This window comes from Agromyces sp. Y782 (genome assembly GCF_059445405.1).
The window spans coordinates 1,492,996-1,508,471 of record NZ_JCAIUG010000001.1; the positions used below are offsets into that span (position 1 = coordinate 1,492,996).

14 protein-coding genes and 1 pseudogene are annotated in these 15,476 nt (G+C 71.0%); 7 read left to right on the plus strand and 8 right to left on the minus strand.

Features of this window, described 5'->3' with window-relative positions; all coding sequences use genetic code 11:
• Window positions 1–70 precede the first annotated feature (70 nt).
• Both AC1C2S_RS06770 and AC1C2S_RS06775 read left to right on the plus strand, forming a co-directional pair.
• Window positions 71–997, plus strand: coding sequence for a 2-hydroxyacid dehydrogenase (locus tag AC1C2S_RS06770; protein ID WP_495351762.1), 927 nt, complete (start codon window positions 71–73; stop codon window positions 995–997).
• A gap of 58 nt (window positions 998–1,055) precedes the next feature.
• Window positions 1,056–2,039 (plus strand): serine hydrolase domain-containing protein, encoded by a 984-nt coding sequence (locus tag AC1C2S_RS06775; RefSeq protein WP_495351763.1) that lies wholly within the window; start codon window positions 1,056–1,058, stop codon window positions 2,037–2,039.
• A 147-nt stretch (window positions 2,040–2,186) separates the two neighbouring features.
• Here the strand turns inward: AC1C2S_RS06775 and AC1C2S_RS06780 are convergent.
• From AC1C2S_RS06780 to AC1C2S_RS06790, 3 genes and pseudogenes are all read right to left on the minus strand, one after another.
• Window positions 2,187–2,584 (minus strand): annotated as a pseudogene (locus AC1C2S_RS06780) (alpha/beta-hydrolase family protein).
• 114 nt (window positions 2,585–2,698) lie between these two features.
• Window positions 2,699–3,739 (minus strand): aldo/keto reductase, encoded by a 1,041-nt coding sequence (locus AC1C2S_RS06785; RefSeq protein ID WP_495351764.1) that lies wholly within the window; start codon window positions 3,737–3,739, stop codon window positions 2,699–2,701.
• A gap of 47 nt (window positions 3,740–3,786) precedes the next feature.
• Window positions 3,787–4,284 (minus strand): DUF1707 SHOCT-like domain-containing protein, encoded by a 498-nt coding sequence (locus AC1C2S_RS06790; protein WP_495351765.1) that lies wholly within the window; start codon window positions 4,282–4,284, stop codon window positions 3,787–3,789.
• A gap of 108 nt (window positions 4,285–4,392) precedes the next feature.
• Here AC1C2S_RS06790 and AC1C2S_RS06795 point away from each other — a divergent pair, with 108 nt between their 5' ends.
• From AC1C2S_RS06795 to AC1C2S_RS06810, 4 genes are all read left to right on the plus strand, one after another.
• A complete protein-coding gene (locus tag AC1C2S_RS06795) occupies window positions 4,393–5,544 on the plus strand; it encodes an NYN domain-containing protein (protein WP_495351766.1) in 1,152 nt (383 codons plus the stop codon).
• Between the two features lie 638 nt (window positions 5,545–6,182).
• The gene (locus tag AC1C2S_RS06800) at window positions 6,183–6,875 is read left to right on the plus strand and encodes a CAP domain-containing protein (RefSeq protein ID WP_495351767.1); all 693 of its coding nucleotides are present in this window, start codon (window positions 6,183–6,185) and stop codon (window positions 6,873–6,875) included.
• 188 nt (window positions 6,876–7,063) lie between these two features.
• Window positions 7,064–7,912, plus strand: coding sequence for a FadR/GntR family transcriptional regulator (locus AC1C2S_RS06805; RefSeq protein ID WP_495351768.1), 849 nt, complete (start codon window positions 7,064–7,066; stop codon window positions 7,910–7,912).
• A gap of 70 nt (window positions 7,913–7,982) precedes the next feature.
• Window positions 7,983–9,356: an alpha-hydroxy acid oxidase gene (locus AC1C2S_RS06810; RefSeq protein ID WP_495351769.1), complete on the plus strand. Its 1,374-nt coding sequence runs from the start codon at window positions 7,983–7,985 to the stop codon at window positions 9,354–9,356.
• Here the strand turns inward: AC1C2S_RS06810 and AC1C2S_RS06815 are convergent.
• The 4 genes from AC1C2S_RS06815 to AC1C2S_RS06830 form a co-directional block, all read right to left on the minus strand.
• Entirely contained in the window at window positions 9,346–9,723 is a 378-nt protein-coding gene (locus tag AC1C2S_RS06815; RefSeq protein WP_495351770.1) for a hypothetical protein, read from the minus strand. The two genes, AC1C2S_RS06810 and AC1C2S_RS06815, sit on opposite strands and share 11 nt — an antisense overlap.
• A 243-nt stretch (window positions 9,724–9,966) precedes the next feature.
• Window positions 9,967–10,890, minus strand: a complete 924-nt coding sequence (locus AC1C2S_RS06820; protein ID WP_495351771.1) for a transglutaminase-like domain-containing protein — start codon at window positions 10,888–10,890, stop codon at window positions 9,967–9,969.
• Window positions 10,891–10,899: 9 nt separating this feature from the next.
• On the minus strand, window positions 10,900–11,454 hold the full coding sequence (locus AC1C2S_RS06825) for a hypothetical protein (protein WP_495351772.1): 555 nt from the start codon (window positions 11,452–11,454) through the stop codon (window positions 10,900–10,902).
• A 287-nt stretch (window positions 11,455–11,741) separates the two neighbouring features.
• The gene (locus AC1C2S_RS06830) at window positions 11,742–12,332 is read right to left on the minus strand and encodes a dihydrofolate reductase family protein (protein ID WP_495351773.1); all 591 of its coding nucleotides are present in this window, start codon (window positions 12,330–12,332) and stop codon (window positions 11,742–11,744) included.
• A 73-nt stretch (window positions 12,333–12,405) separates the two neighbouring features.
• On the opposite strand from AC1C2S_RS06830, the gene AC1C2S_RS06835 reads away from it, so the two are divergent.
• Entirely contained in the window at window positions 12,406–12,978 is a 573-nt protein-coding gene (locus AC1C2S_RS06835) for a TetR/AcrR family transcriptional regulator (protein ID WP_495351774.1), read from the plus strand.
• A gap of 157 nt (window positions 12,979–13,135) precedes the next feature.
• On the opposite strand, the gene AC1C2S_RS06840 is transcribed toward AC1C2S_RS06835, so the two are convergent.
• Entirely contained in the window at window positions 13,136–15,430 is a 2,295-nt protein-coding gene (locus AC1C2S_RS06840) for a beta-glucosidase (RefSeq protein WP_495351775.1), read from the minus strand.
• Between the last annotated feature and the right edge of the window lie 46 nt (window positions 15,431–15,476).

Here is a 15,476-nt window from a genome sequence, read left to right on the forward strand (position 1 = left end):
CTTCGGCATCGACGTGGTCGGCGCGCGCACGCCGCGAACGGTACGCGCTCCGCTCTGAAAGGATTGATCCATGACCGACGCTCCGCTGCTCGTCTCCATTCCCGGCACCACGTTGCGCGAGGCCCTCGGCGCTCCGCCCGTCGGCACCGAGGTCGTGCTGTGGGATATGTCGGGGCCCGCACCCGCCGACCGCATCGACCTCGTCGTGCCGCCGTACATGGGCGCCGCCGCACGCCTCGGCGCGCTCGACGGCGTCACGACCCGGCTCGTGCAGTCGCAGTCGATCGGCTACGACGACGTACCGGCTGCGTTGCCGCCCGGGCACGTCTTCGCGAACGCCGCGAGCGTGCACGAGACCTCGACCGCCGAGCTGACGCTCGCCCTCGTGCTCGCGTCGCAACGCGGCATCCCCGACTTCGTGCGCGCTGCCGCCGAGGGGCGTTGGGCGCCCGCTCGTCACGCGAGCCTCGCCGATCGCCGGGTGCTGCTCATCGGCTACGGCGGAGTCGGTCGCGCGATCGAGGCACGGCTCGCACCGTTCGAGGTCTCGATCACGCGGGTCGCGAGTCGCGCCCGCTCCGACGAGCAGGGCTTCATCCACGGCATCGACGAACTGTCGAACCTGCTGCCGAACGCCGAGATCGTCATCATCGGCGTGCCCCTCACGGGTTCCACGACCGGCCTCGTCGATGCGGCCTTCCTCGCGGCGCTGCCCGACGGCGCGCTCGTCGTGAACATCGCGCGCGGCAAGGTCGCCGACACCACGGCGATCCTCGCAGAGGCCGAGCGCGGCCGACTCCGCTTCGCGCTCGACGTCACCAACCCCGAGCCGCTGCCGGCGGGGCATCCGCTCTTCGCCCTGCCGAACGTGCTCGTCAGCCCGCACGTGGGCGGCGCGTCGACCGCGATGCTGCCGCGCATGGCTCGGCTCCTGCGTGAGCAGATCGAGCGGATGCTTCGCGGTGACGCTCCCCTGAACGTCGTGTATCGCAGCTGACCCTGCCCCCTCCCTGAGCTCGTCGAAGGGAGCACCACCACCCACTCGAGAGGACCCCATGCCCGAATTCGACCACGCCCTCGACTGGGTCCGACGGGGCGTTGCCGACGGGGCACTGCCGACGGCCGTGCTCGGCATCGCCACGAGCGCGGGCGTCGTCGCGCTCGACGCGTTCGGCACCGAGCGGGGGCGCGCGACATCCGTCGACGACCACTACCCGCTCTTCTCGGTGACCAAGCCGCTCGTCGGCCTCGCCGCCCTGGGGCTCATCGAGCAGGGGCGGCTGACACCCGACACTCCCCTCAGCGACGCCGTGCCCGAGTTCGGGGTCGACCGCGACGACGTCGTGCGGCTTCGACACCTCGTCAGCCACAGCTCGGGCATCGTCGAACCCCCGATGGACACACCCGGCCTGCGCTCGTTGCTGCTCGCGCCCGGGCGCGACTTCACAGCCGGCACGGTCACTCGATACTCGACCATCGGTTTCGAAGGGGTCGCCGCCCTGATCGAGCACGCTGGCGACGAGTCGTGGTTCGACGCTGTCAGGGCCGTCGCGGCACGAGCCGGTGCCGACGGCTTCACGCTCGACGTCGACTCGACGCCGCACGAGGTCATCGAGGCATCCGCTCAGGGTCTCGACTACGAGCGCTTCGCAACGCTCGACCATCCCGGAGCCGGACTGTTCGGGCGTGCCGCCGACCTGCTCGCCGTCGGCAGTGCCCTGCTGCGCAATGACGGCTCGCTCCTCGCACCCGTCACCGTCGAGGCGATGCTGCGGCCCCTGACGACGGGAATGACGAAGCTCGAGCCCTACCGGGCCGAGCGCGGTCAAGACTGGGGCTTCACGTGGAACCTCCGCAACAACGCGCCCGGCCTGCTCGCGCGCGACAGCTACGGCCACGGCGGCTGGGCCGGGTGCGAATTCTGGATCACGCCGTCGCGCGACGTGTGCTTCGTGCTGCTCACGAACATCGGCGGCGGCTTCGGCCGGCTCGGCGTGAACGGCGACGAACTGCACAACGCGGTCGTCGCCGCAGCCTGAGCGGCCGCCCCTTCCCCTTCCCCTTTCCTTTCCCCTTCCCCTTTCCTTTCCCCTTCCCCTTCCCTTCCCCTTCCCCTTCCCCTTCCCCTTCCCCTTCCCCGCGGCGCGGTGCGCATCGAGAGTGCAGTTCCGGTCGGAAAGCGTCGGTCAGAACGACGACAACTGCACTCTCGATGCAGACGAAGCCGGAGCGCTGCGCCGCGCGCGCTTCTCGCTGACGCTGCCGACCGGCCGCACTTCGGCGTATCCCTCGATGACCGCCTGCACCCGGGCGACCGCGGCCTCGCTCAGCCCGCCATCACCGGTGACGCCGCGCCATCCGTCGACGATCACGTCGCCGTAGTTGTGCCCGTGCATCGCGGGCACGCTCTCGCCCATGAACATGTCGATGACGAGGTGCAGCGCGGTGACGCCCGGGATCCACCGCAAGAGTCGCTCACGTCGGGTGCGCGCCGCCCGGCCCGCAGCCAGTCGGGTTCGGCCCAGATGAGTTCGGGCCCGAGCCAGGTGACCGGGTCGGTCGCGTGCTGGAGGTAGGACGTCACCCGATCATGGCACGAGGGATGCCGCCGGCGCGGGCGTTCGGTGCGACCGCCCGCGGGCGTTCGGTGCGACCGCCCCTGTACCCAAGCTCCCTGAGTTCGTCGAAGGGAACGGGCTCAGCCGATCGCCGACGCCCCGTCGAGCGCTGCGAGCTCCTCCGCAGTGAGCTCGAGCGACGCCGAGGCGAGCAGCGCCGGCAGCTGCGCGACCGTGCGCGCGCTCGAGATCGGTGCGAGCACGGTGGGCTGCTGCCGCAGCCACGCGAGCGAGACGGATGCCACGTCGACACCGTGCGCCGCGGCGACCGTGTCGAGAGCGGCGAGCACGCGCAGACCGCGCTCGCCGAGGTAGGCGGCGGCGGCTCCGGCACGCGGGCTGGCGCCGGAGGCGGCGACATCCGCTTCACCGCGGTACTTGCCGGCGAGGAAGCCCCTCGCGAGCGAGAAGTACGGCAGCACGGCGAGGCCCTCGCGCTCTGCGCGCTCGCGCAGGCCGTGCTCGAAGCCGCGCTCGACGAGGTTGTACTGCGGTTGCAGCGCCACGGGGCGGTGGAACCCGTTGGCCGCGGTGACCTCGAACCACTCGTCGATGCGCTCGGGCGAGTAGTTCGAGATGCCGATGGCGCGCACTTTACCGGCGTCGACGAGTGACGAGAGCGCGCCGATCGTCTCGTCGAGCGGCACGGACTCGTCGTCGAAGTGCGCGTAGTAGAGGTCGACGCGGTCGGTGCCGAGACGTTGCAGCGAGGCATCCGCTGCCGCAGCGATGTTCGCAGCCGACAGGCCGAAGAACTCGGGGTGGCTGCTCACCTTCGTGGCGATGACGACGTCGTCGCGGTTGCCGCGTGCGGCGATCCAACGGCCGATGATGGTCTCGCTCTCGCCGCCGCTGTTGCCGGGCACCCAGTGCGAATAGCCGTCGGCCGTGTCGATGAAGTCACCGCCTCCGGCGACGAACCCGTCGAGCACGGCGAACGACTCCGCCTCGTCGGCGGTCCAGCCGAAGACGTTGCCGCCGAGAACGAGCGGGAAGACCTCGAGCTCGGAGTGGGCGATACGCCGGCGGGTCGCGGTGGCGGTCGTGGTCACGGTCGCGGTGGCGGTCGGGGTGGCGGTCGCGGTCACGGTCGCAGCCGCGGCCGCGGTGGTCTCGGTCATGCTGCTCCTACGTCTCGGGGAACTGGTGTGATGTCGTCGACCCTGGGTCAGCCGCGCCTTCGGTACTCGGACCCCGGGCCGTAGATGACGATGCCGGCGATCGGAATCAGCAGGAACCAGATCCACGACCACGCGTAGTTTCCGAAGTGGCCGGTGAGGAAGAACAGGCCGAGCGCGAGGAACGGAACGAGCGCCATGACGGTCGCGCCGATCGCACCGCCGAGCGGCTGCCGCCCCCTGCGCCCGTACGTCTCGGACGCGGAGTCCGCCGCCCCCGTGATGGGCGTGGTGAAGGCAGCAGGCGGCGTCGACGCGGGCAGCGGCGGCGTCGTCGGCGTCGCCCTTGCCTCGGCCGGCAGGTCGGCGAAGAGCGGCGCGAGGTCGCCACGCGTCACTGCCGCGCGCGCGGCCGCGGAACGCTCGGCGTACTCCGCCGACGAGAAGCGGCCCTCGGCCTGCGCCGCGCCGAGACGTGCGACGGCGGCATCCCGCTCGGTATTGCTCAGCCGAAGTTCGGGACGATCGGGGTGCGCGTAGTCGGTCATCCCCCAACTCTGGCGTACGCGGCACTGCACTCTCTACCCTGGGGCGCGGGTGTCTGCCGGGGCGCACGAACTCGGGCTCTGCACACACAGGAGGCATAGGGTCGAGGCATGGCCACTTCGGCAGAACCTCGCGTCGCCCTCTACTTCGACTTCGACAACATCGTCATCTCGCGCTACGACCAGCTGCACGGCGACAGCGCGTACCGCAAAGACACCTCTCGCGGCAAGTCGACCGCCGCGGGAACGCAGACGGCCAAGAAGCTCGCCGAGGCGACCGTCGACATCGACGCCGTGCTCGATTTCGCCGCGACGTTCGGCACGATCGCCATCGCCCGCGCCTACGCCGACTGGTCGACGCCGGTCAACGCGAGCTATCGCGGGCAGCTCATCGACCGCGCCGTCGACCTCGTGCAGCTCTTTCCGCTCTCCGCCACGAAGAACGGCGCCGACATCCGGCTCGCCGTCGACGCCGTGGAAGACATGTTCCGCATCGACGACCTCTCGCACATCGTCATCGTCGCGGGCGACTCCGACTACGTGGCGCTCGCGCAGAAGGCGAAGCGCCTCGGTCGCTACGTCGTCGGCATCGGCGTCGCGGGCGGCACGAGCAGAGCGCTCACCGCCGCGTGCGACGAGTACGCCGACTACGACACACTGCTCGCGACCGATGCCGCGGTGCACGACGACGAGGTGACGGATGCCGCGGCGCCGGCCCCGGCCGCTGCCGCAACGGGTCGCGGCTCCCGGGCATCCACTCCCGAGGTCGCGGCGACCGCCACGGCCGAAGCGGCTGGCGAGGCACCGGCCGTCGAGCCCGGCCCAGCCCCTGCGCGACGTCGTCGAGCGTCGACGAAGACGGTCGCGGATGCCACTGCCGGCGCGCCGGCCGAAGCCACCGACGCGACCGACGCGGCCGAGGCGAAAACTCGCGAAGCCGGCACCACGAAGCGTCCTTCGGCACGCGCGCTGCAGTTTGTCGCGCCCGTCGAGCCCGTGCCCGTCGATGACGGTTCGCCGGGCAGCCCCCGCAACCCGGGCCGACTGCTCCTGAAGGCACTCGAACTGCTGCGGGCGAAGAACGACGAGGAGTGGCAGTCGTCGACCGCGGTCAAGAATCAGATGATGCGCATGGACCCGACCTTCCAGGAGCGCCGGCTCGGGTTCGCCTCGTTCACGGACTTCCTGAAGTCGCGGGGCGGCGTCGTCGAACTCGACGAGTCAGGCCGCGGCCGCGTGCGCATCCGCCCGCAGAAGGACTGACCCGCGGCATCCGCCCGCGACTCACCGCCCCGCCCGGCTCTGCCCACCCCACTCCCTCTCCTCACTCCCACTCCCACTCCCTCACCCCACTCCCCACTCCCACCCTCGTGCCGCCGATGCGCGACGACCTTTTGCGCGCGCACGGTGCCGCGCTGCGGCCGCTGACGGGCAAAGTGCCGTCGCGGGGCACGACTCGTCACCGGGGCACGAGTTGTCACGGGACACGACCCGTCACCGGACACGACTCGTCACCGGCGCACGAGTCGTCACCGGGACACGACCCGTCACCGGACACGACCCATCACCGGGACACGACCCATCACCGGGACACGACCCATCACCGGGACACGACCCATCACCGGGACACGACCGTCACCGGGACACGACCCGTCACCGGACACGACCCGTCACCGAGACACGACCCGTCATCGGGGCACGAGTTGTCACGGGGCACGACTTGTCACCGGGGGCGAGCCCGCGACGCGAACGTGCCGCATGAAGCGCGAGGCCGTAGAGTCGATCGAGCGTGCCCCCGTTCGGGCACCCGAATGTCCGCTTTCGATGGCGGGCCGATCCGGCAGTGCGAGGAGACTGGAACTCCAATGCGTCAGCACAGGAAACAGCCGTCGAGGCGGCCCATGCGCCTGTGGCTGATCGGCGCGGGCGCCGCGCTCCTCATCGGCGGCGTTTCGGTCTCGGTAGGCGCCCTCAACGACTCCGGGGACGAACGAGCGACGGCATCCGACACCGTGACCGTCGCGCCCGAACGCGCGAGTGATGCCGACTCCACCCGGCCGACTCCGACGGCGGCACCCCCTGCACCGGCCGCCGCCGCCATCGCCGCGCCCGCGCCTGCCCCGGAACCAGCACCAGCACCCGAACCGGCGCCCGCCCCGGAGACGCCCGCAACGGCCGACCCGCCACCCGCTGCGGTGCCCGCCCCGCCATCGGGCGGGTCGTCGGTGGAAGCCGAGGTGTTGGCGATCGTCAACCGCGAACGCGCGGCAAGGGGCTGCGGGGCGGTCTCCGACGATGCCGGGCTTCGCGCGGTCGCCCGCGCCCACTCCGACGATATGGCGGCCCGAGGATTCTTCGCCCACACGAACCCCGACGGGCAGACCCCCTGGGACCGAGCGGGCGCGGCCGGCATCTCCTACGCCGGCGGCGAGAACATCGCGCGCGGCCAGGCCGACGCGGCATCCGTCATGCAGTCGTGGATGAACAGCCCGGGCCACCGCGCCAACATCCTGAACTGCGCGTTCACGAAGCTCGGCGTCGGCGTGCACGAGGGCCCCGGCGGGCCCTGGTGGACCCAGCTGTTCGGATTCTGAGCCCGATCGGCATCGCGCGGCACATGGCACGCGCGCCGACTCCGGCGCCACCCCATCGAGTTGCCCGACTGCGTACGAAGGTGTGCAGCCCGAGGGCCGAGTCAACGCAGCATGTGTGGTCTGACCACACGTGCTAGCCTGTGGTCGGACCACAGACACGACGCGAGCGAGCGAAGGGGACGATCAGCATGGCTGCTGAGACATCCGAATCGCCGCGCGCCTGGCGACTCGTGCTCGAGCACGTCGAGACGAAGTTGCTCGAAGGCGCCCTCCGGCCCGGCGACCGCCTCCCTGGTGAACGCGCGCTCGCGGCCGAGCTCGGCGTCGGCCGTTCGAGCGTGCGCGAGGCGCTGCGGGTGCTCGAGGTGCTGGGGCTGATCCGCACCGCAGCGGGCTCCGGCCCGAGCTCGGGCGCGATCATCATCGCGACGCCCGACGGCGGAATGTCCGCGCTCATGCGACTGCAGGTCGCGGCGAGCGGATTCCCGGTCGCCGACATCGTGCGCACCCGGCTCATCCTCGAGACCTCGATCGCCGGCGACCTCGCCGAGGCCGGGCGGGTCGCAACGACCGGCACCGCCGCGACGACCGGCACCGCCGCGCCCGACCTCGCCCCGGCCGAACTCCTGCTCGACGCGATGGATGCCCCCGACCTCGCCCCGACCGAGTTCCTCGCGCTCGACGCCGCCTTCCATCTGGCGCTCGCCGAGGCATCCGGCAACCAGGTGATCACCGCAACGATGGCGGGCCTCCGCAGCGGCATCGAGGGGTACGCCCTCGAGGGGCTCGCCGCGATCGTCGACTGGCACGCGACATCCGCTCGCCTGCGAACCGAGCACCGCGGCATCGTCGAGGCGATCAGGGCAGCGGATGCCGCAGCTGCACGCACCCGTACCCACGACCACATCTCGGGCTACTACGCAGAGACGTTCATGCCGGGCGGCTCGCCCGACCACGCACCCTCCGCGCCCGAACCCGCACCCTCCGCGCCCCAACCCGCACCCACCCCCGCCCTACGCCCCCAAGCCGGCAGTTGATGTCGACCCACGCGTCGCGACGCGACCACAAGCGCCCGTTCGCGGGCGACCTGAAAGGACACCACGCACCATGGTCCAGCGCCAGTTCCCGAACCCCAAGGAGCTCGCCGAGCTCATGCGCTTCAAGGCGCCGACGCTGAACGCGAAGCAGCGCCGCCTCGACAAGGCACTCACGATCGCCGACCTGCGCGACATCGCGAAGCGCCGCACGCCGAAGGCGCCGTTCGACTACACCGAGGGCGCCGCCGAGGGCGAGATCTCGCTCAAGCGCGCGCGCCAGGCGTTCGAGGACATCGAGTTCCACCCGGCGATCCTCCGGAACGTGCCCGTGGTCGACATGAGCCGCGAGGTGCTCGGCGGTCCGACCGCCCTGCCGTTCGGCATCGCCCCCACGGGCTTCACCCGCATGATGCAGACCGAGGGCGAGACGGCCGGCGCAGGCGCGGCGGGCGCAGCGGGCATCCCGTTCACCCTGTCGACGATGGGCACGACCTCGATCGAAGACGTGAAAGCCGCGAACCCGACGGGCCGCAACTGGTTCCAGCTCTACGTCATGCGCGATCGCGAGAAGTCGTACGAGCTCGTGCGCCGCGCTGCCGCTGCCGGCTTCGACACCCTTTTCTTCACGGTCGATACTCCCGTCGCCGGCGCTCGCCTGCGCGACACCCGCAACGGCTTCTCGATCCCCCCGCAGCTCACCCCCGCGACCGTCGTCAACGCGATTCCGCGCCCCGAGTGGTGGATCAACTTCCTCACGACGCCGAAGCTCGAGTTCGCCTCGCTCTCGACGACCGGCGGCACCGTCGGCGAGCTCATCGACGGCATGTTCGACCCGACGATCTCGTTCGACGACCTCACCACGATCCGCGACATGTGGCCCGGCAAGATCGTCGTCAAGGGCGTGCAGACGGTGCAAGACGCGAAGATCCTCGCCGGCAAGGGCGTCGACGGCATCGTGCTCTCGAACCACGGCGGCCGCCAGCTCGACCGCGCGCCGATCCCCTTCCACCTGCTGCCGCACGTCGTGCGCGAAGTCGGCTCCGACCTGGAGGTGCACCTCGACACGGGCATCATGTCGGGCGCCGACATCGTGGCATCCGTCGCCCTCGGCGCACGCTTCACACTCATCGGCCGCGCCTACCTCTACGGCCTGATGGCCGGCGGGCGCGAGGGCGTCGACAAGACGATCTCGATCCTGTCGACCCAGATCGCACGCACGATGAAGCTGCTCGAGGTGTCGACGCTCGACGAGCTCGGCCCGCAGCACGTCACGCAGCTCTCGCGCTTCACGGCGCTGCCGAAGCCGATGACGGATGCTGCGGAGCAGGCAGTCGAGGCGAAGCCGAAGACGGTGCGCGCCCCGCGTGCGGCGGGGTCGGCAACGAAGTCGGCCGCGAAGCCGGCGACGAAGTCTGCGGCGGGCCGCACCTCGGTCAAGAAGTAGTTCGCGCGCTCTTCCGGAGCTTCACGACGGTTCGTGCGAGTACGTACTCCGGACGGCCCGCAGGAACTGCACTCGCCCGGGCGGCCGCGCGTCGCTCGGGCGAGTGCCTCCCCGCACGGAACCGGCAGAACCAGATCAGCATCAGCGCCGACGCGACGAGATAGAAGGAGTGCAGGAACCAGATCGGGCCGAGCGGCAGGCTGAACACGTAGACCGAGTGCACCGCGTTGCCGACGTTCGTGATCACCAGATTGCCGAGGCTGTACGACGACAGGTCCCGCGTGCGCGCGGCCTTCACCAGCATGGGCAGGTAGCTCATGGCGAAGAGGCCGGTCGACAGGACGCCGGCGAGCACGGCGAGATCCATGACACCGAAGCTACGGATGTCGCGTGGCCGCGGCATCCGGAGGGCCACCCATTCTGCGGGTGCTGCATGGAGCCGTCGCACACGCCGATCGCGCCGTGCGACCCGGATCGGGGATCAGGGCGTGCTCGGAGGCCCGCAGATGCAGGCGCGTTCGGATGCCGCAGCAGCGTGCATCCTCGACCTCCCGGCGTCATTCGGTTCGAAAACTGGCACCCGACGAACGGCGCGCGGTGACGACTCCGTTCACCCCGCGCGGAGTGAGACCAGCCGCGACGATCCGTCGAACGGCGAGAAGCGCGTCACGGCCGACGGCACCCGGAACTTCGGATCGGAAGCCAGCTCCAGCAGCTCGGCACGGGTGAGATCCGGGTCGACGAGGCGCGCGGCGAGGCGATCGAGGTCGGCGGTCAGCGCGGCATCCGGGCCCGGCGCAGTGATCTGCTCGTCGGCGCCCCACGACTCCCAGAGCAGTGTCTCGTGCCCGGCCTGTGCGGCGAGGTCGAGGATCAGGTTGTGCGCGAGGTACGGCCAGGAGCGGAGGTCCGGCTCCTCGAGGTCAATGGCCACGACGACGCGCTCGGGGTCGAGGCCGCCCGAGCGCGCGGCGATCCACGCGTCGGGACCGGTGAGGAAGCGATCGTGCGGCACGTCGATCAGATCGAGCACGGCCCCGGTCGACGCGTCGAGATACCCATCGGGCATCTGCGGTTCGATCCGTCGCCAGCGGGCGGTCTCGGCATCCCAGGCCTCGGCGATGACGTGGTCGAACCACCAGCCGTCGGTGAAGTAGCCGCCGAAGCCGACGCGGGAACGCGCGGGGATGCCCGCTACGCGCGCGAGTGACACGAAGAGCAGCGTGAAGTCGCGGCAGCAGCCGAGGATGCGCTCGGTGTCCTTACGTGCGGTGCCGATCGCTCGGTCGTTCAGCTCAGCGAGCCGTGCGAACTGGTCGTCGGCGTAGCGCAGGTCGATCTCACCGAACCGTTCGAGCTCGAACCCGTGCTCGGCGAGGTCCCCGTTCGCGCGGTAGTGGAACACGAGCCCGGACGCGAGCCGGCGAAGCTCGGCGAGATCGCTCGGCGGCGCGCCGACCCACTCGGCCATGCGGCCGGGGTCGCTGCAGATCGTGTGGGCACGGTAGGGGTCGATCTCGATGACGGATGGCATCCCTCAGGTCTACCCGGATCGCCCGGCGGTTTTCAAGACCGGATTCGCAGCTGTGCGCCGCATCCGCTCCTCGCCAGTGGGTGCCGCGGGTGCCGCGGTGCTCGTATGCGCTGCGACGAGCTTCACCATCTTCTGCGCTTGCTTGGCCTGCACCTTCTGCGCATTCTTGGCGTGCGCGCGACGACGCTTGATGGTCTTTGCACGCGCCTTCGCATCGACCTCGCCAGTCACGCCAGTCACGCCAGTCACGCCGGGCATGCCGCGCCGACCACCCACTCGGCGCGCGCCGGGCGACGCCGTGACCCGCAACGAGGCGCGTTCGAGACGTGCCGACGCCTTCCGAGCCCGCCGGGCGGCTCGACGCGGACGCCGATCGACATCCCGGCCGGCCGCCTGGATCTTCTCGTGGACCGACGCGGCGACGGCCTGCAGCTCGGCGCGGGCTTCGCGCGAGAGCGAACGTGCGAGTTTCTGCGTCTCGGCCTCGACCCGCTTCGCCTCGGCGATCGCCGCGCCGGCGCGCCACCGCTTGCTACGTGGCGCGCGCACCTTCGACGTGCTCACGACGAACTCCCCTCGTCGTCGAGCTCGAGGAGCTTGTTCGCGGCATCCCGAAGCTCGTCTCGGTCGCCCACCAGCGAACGCGCGTGTCGGTGGCGCCGTCTCGTTGAGCCGATTCCCCATCGGTGATCTCCTCCCCTCCCCGCCCACGGCGGTGAAGCCGGCGGGACACCTCCCGGTCTACGCGAACTCGGATGCCCAGGCAAGGGGGTTGCCTGATCGCGCCGAGTCCGTCGGCCCCAGCTTGGGCTCGACTGCGGCCTCGTGGCCTCAGCCGCGGCCGGCGACGTTCAGGAGGACGACCGCACGTACTCCGAGACGACCACGCCGGAACCGAAGGCCGTCGTCTCGACCTCGTCGAAGTCCTGGGGGCGGTACGCGCCCGGCGCGAACAGCGGGATGCCGTCTCCGAAGAGCAGCGGATTGCGCTTCAGCACGAGCCGGTCGATCTCGCCGGCGAGCGCGGTCGCGAGCGATCCCCCGCCGCACAGCCAGATCGACGCGCCCGGTTCGGCCTTCAGCCGGCGGACGACGTCGACGGGGTCTTCGCCCGTGATCGTGAGGTTCGGGTGCTCGCCCGGGAGGTCCGCTTCGGTTCGCGTTCGGGAGAACACGAACTGCCGCAGGTGCCGGTACGGGCTCGAGACGCCGGCGGGCAGCCCGACCGCGTACGTGTTCCAGCCCATCAGCACGGTGTCGAACATCTCGCCGTCGCGCTCGATGCCGAGGGCGTCCGCGATGTCGGTCGGCACGGCGTCGGAGAAGCGGGCGTTGAGCCGATCCATGTGGTCGCCTTCCACGGGGAAGGCGTCGAATTCGCCGGCAGGACCGGCGATGCAGCCGTCGAGGCTGACGGCGACGTAGTAGACGAGTTCTCGCACAGTGCTCCAATCACAACTGTTGTAGTGATTGCTAGACTACAACACACGTAGTGGTCTGCGCTACGCTCGAGGCATGGCACGAAATGCAGAACGACGGGCGGTGATCGCCGACGCCGGTCTGGGCGTGCTCGCGCGCGACGGCGCGAGGGGCCTCACGCATCGCGCCGTCGACGCGGCGGCCGAGGTACCCGCCGGCACGACCTCCAACTACTTCCGCAGCCGCGATGCCCTCATCGCCGGCCTCGTCACGCGCATCGGCGAACGCCTCGCGCCGACGCAAGCCGACCTCGATCAGCGGGCGAGCGCGCCGCCGAGCCGTGCGCTCTTCGCCGACTACCTGCACGACATCGTGCGACGCCTCAGCGAGAACCCCGAGGTCACGCTCGCGCTGTTCGAGCTCCGGCTCGAGGCTGCACGTCGGCCCGAGATCGCCGAGATGCTCGCATCGTGGCAGCGCGCGGGCTTCGACGGCGACGTCGAGTTCAACCGCGCCGCCGGCCTCCCGGGAGGTGCGCACGAGATTGCGCTCTTCCACTACGCGATCGATGGGCTGCTCTTCGACCGGTTGACCTCCCCCATCGATCCCGGCACGCCGACCGACGAGATCGTCGACGCGCTCGTCGCGAAGCTGCTGCCCGGCGCCTGAGCCCATGCCGGTCAGCCCGTGCCGGTCGAGGCTGTGCCGGTCGACCCCGTGCCCGTCGACCCTGTGCGCGTCGGGCCCGCCTGACCACCGCCACGAAGACGGCGGATGTCGCGGGCCACCGCGGCCCGCGACATCCGCCGCTCATCTCTCACCCGACTCAGCCGGCCGCGTTCGCCACCGCGAGCAGCTGCTCGATCTGCTCGCGCCCCACCGGCACCCCCGGGAACGACGCGAGGCGCCCGATCGGGAACGACGACATCATCTTGAACATCGACGGGTCGGCCATGAGGGCTCCCGCCGCACCACCGTCACCGCCCGCGCCATCGCCCGCGGTGAGCGCCTGCTGCACGATCGGCCCGGCGACGGGGTGCGCCATGAGTTCGCCGATCGACGACTCCATCGTGAGCGGCACGCCCGCCGCGTCGCCGTCGACGGCGACCGAGACGACCGAACGGATGTCGCGGCTCGACGCCCCGACCTCGATCCGGTACTCGCCGCCCTCGACGAGCCAGCGGTCGACGCGGATGTCCCAGTACGCGAGATCCTCGCGGCGCACCGGCACGTCGACCGAGCGCGACTCCCCCGCGGCGAGCGCGACCTTCGCGAAGCCCTTGAGCTCGCGCGGTGCGCGCACGACGGCCGAACCCGGCAGCGAGGTGTACACCTGCACGACCTCGGCGCCGTCGCGATCACCGGTGTTCGTCACGGTCACGCGCACCGTGAAGCCTTCGGCAGTCGCGGTCACCGAGGCATCCGAGTACGCGAAGCTCGTGTACGACAGCCCGTGGCCGAACGGATACGACACCTCGAGCTCACGGGCGTCGTACCAGCGGTAGCCCACGAACAGGCCCTCGCCGTAGCGCACATGGCCGTGCTCACCCGGGAAGTCGAGGTACGCGGGGCTGTCGGCGAGCCGCACGGGGATCGTCTCGGCGAGCCGGCCCGAGGGGTTCACGACGCCGTAGAGCACGTCGGCGACCGCGCCGCCGCCGGCCTGGCCGAGCAGCCAGCCCTCGACGATCGCGGGCACCCGCTCGGCCAGGCCCGCGAGGCGCACGACACCGCCGTTGGAGAGCACGACGACCGTGCGCGGGTTCGCGGCGACGACCGCGTCGGCGAGCGCGAGCTGTGCGGCGGGCAGCTCGATGTCGTCGCGGTCGAAGCCCTCCGATTCCTGCGCGGCGGGAACGCCGAGGAAGAGCAGCACGGTACCGGCAGCGGATGCCGCGGCGACCGCCTCTGCCGTGAGCGTCTCCGAAGCCTCGCCGTCGTTGCCGTACCCGGCCGCGAACGGCACCTCGCCGGCGGCACCGGCGCCGGCGAGCGCGCGGATCTCGTCGAGCGCATTGTCGAGCTTCGTCGGGTTGATGAGGGAGGAGCCGGCGCCCTGGTACCGCGGCGTGCGGGCCAGCTCACCGATCACGGCGACGGATGCCTCGGGCGCCAGTGGCAGCACGGCGTCGTCGTTCTTCAGCAGCACGATCGACGCCCCGGCGACCTCGCGGGCGAGCGCGTGGTGGGCAGCGACGTCGTACGAGGCATCCGCTCGTCGACGGGCGACCGCTTTCTGCACGAGCTCGATGTTGCGGCGGGCCGCCGTGTCGAGCACCGACTCGGCGAGCGAGCCGCTCTGCACGGCGGCGACCAGTTCGGCGTCGGTGCGCCCCTGTGAAGCCGGCATCTCGAGGTCGAGGCCGGCGGCCACGCCCGTGACACGGTCGTTCACCGCGCCCCAGTCCGAGACGACGAGCCCCTCGAAGGCCCACTCGTCGCGCAGCACCGAGTTCAACAGCCACGGGTCTTCAGAGGTGTACACGCCGTTCAGGCGGTTGTACGAGCACATGACCGTCCACGGCTGCTCCCCTTCGACGACGCGCTGGAAGCCGCGCAGGTAGATCTCGCGCAGCGGCCGCGGGTCGATGTCGGCCGACACGCGCATGCGATCGGTCTCCTGGTTGTTGGCGGCGAAGTGCTTGAGCGATGCGCCGACGCCCTGCGACTGCAGGCCGCGCACGAGCGCCGAACCGAGCACGCCCGACAGGATCGGGTCCTCCGAGAGGTACTCGAAGTTGCGACCGCAGAGGGGCGAGCGCTTGATGTTGATGCCCGGGCCGAGCAGCACGCCGACGCCCTCGGCCTGCGCTTCCTCGCCGAGGGCGATGCCGACGCGTTCGAGCAGGCCGGGGTCGAACGAGGAGCCGAGCGCAACGGCGGGCGGGAAGCACGTGGCCGGCACGCTGTCGGCGATGCCGAGGTGGTCGCTGCCCTCGCGCTGCTTGCGCACACCGTGCGGGCCGTCGGTGAGCATGATCGACGGCAGGCCGACGCGATCGACGGCCTTCGTCGTCCAGAAGTCGGCGCCGCTCGTGAGCGAGGCCTTCTCCTCGAGCGTCAGCGTGGCGACGAGGCCGGCCGCCGATGCCACGGCCTCGGTGTGCAGGGTGTCTGTCATGATGCTCCTTCGTGTATCGGTGATTCGATCCTCCGCCGGAAGCGGA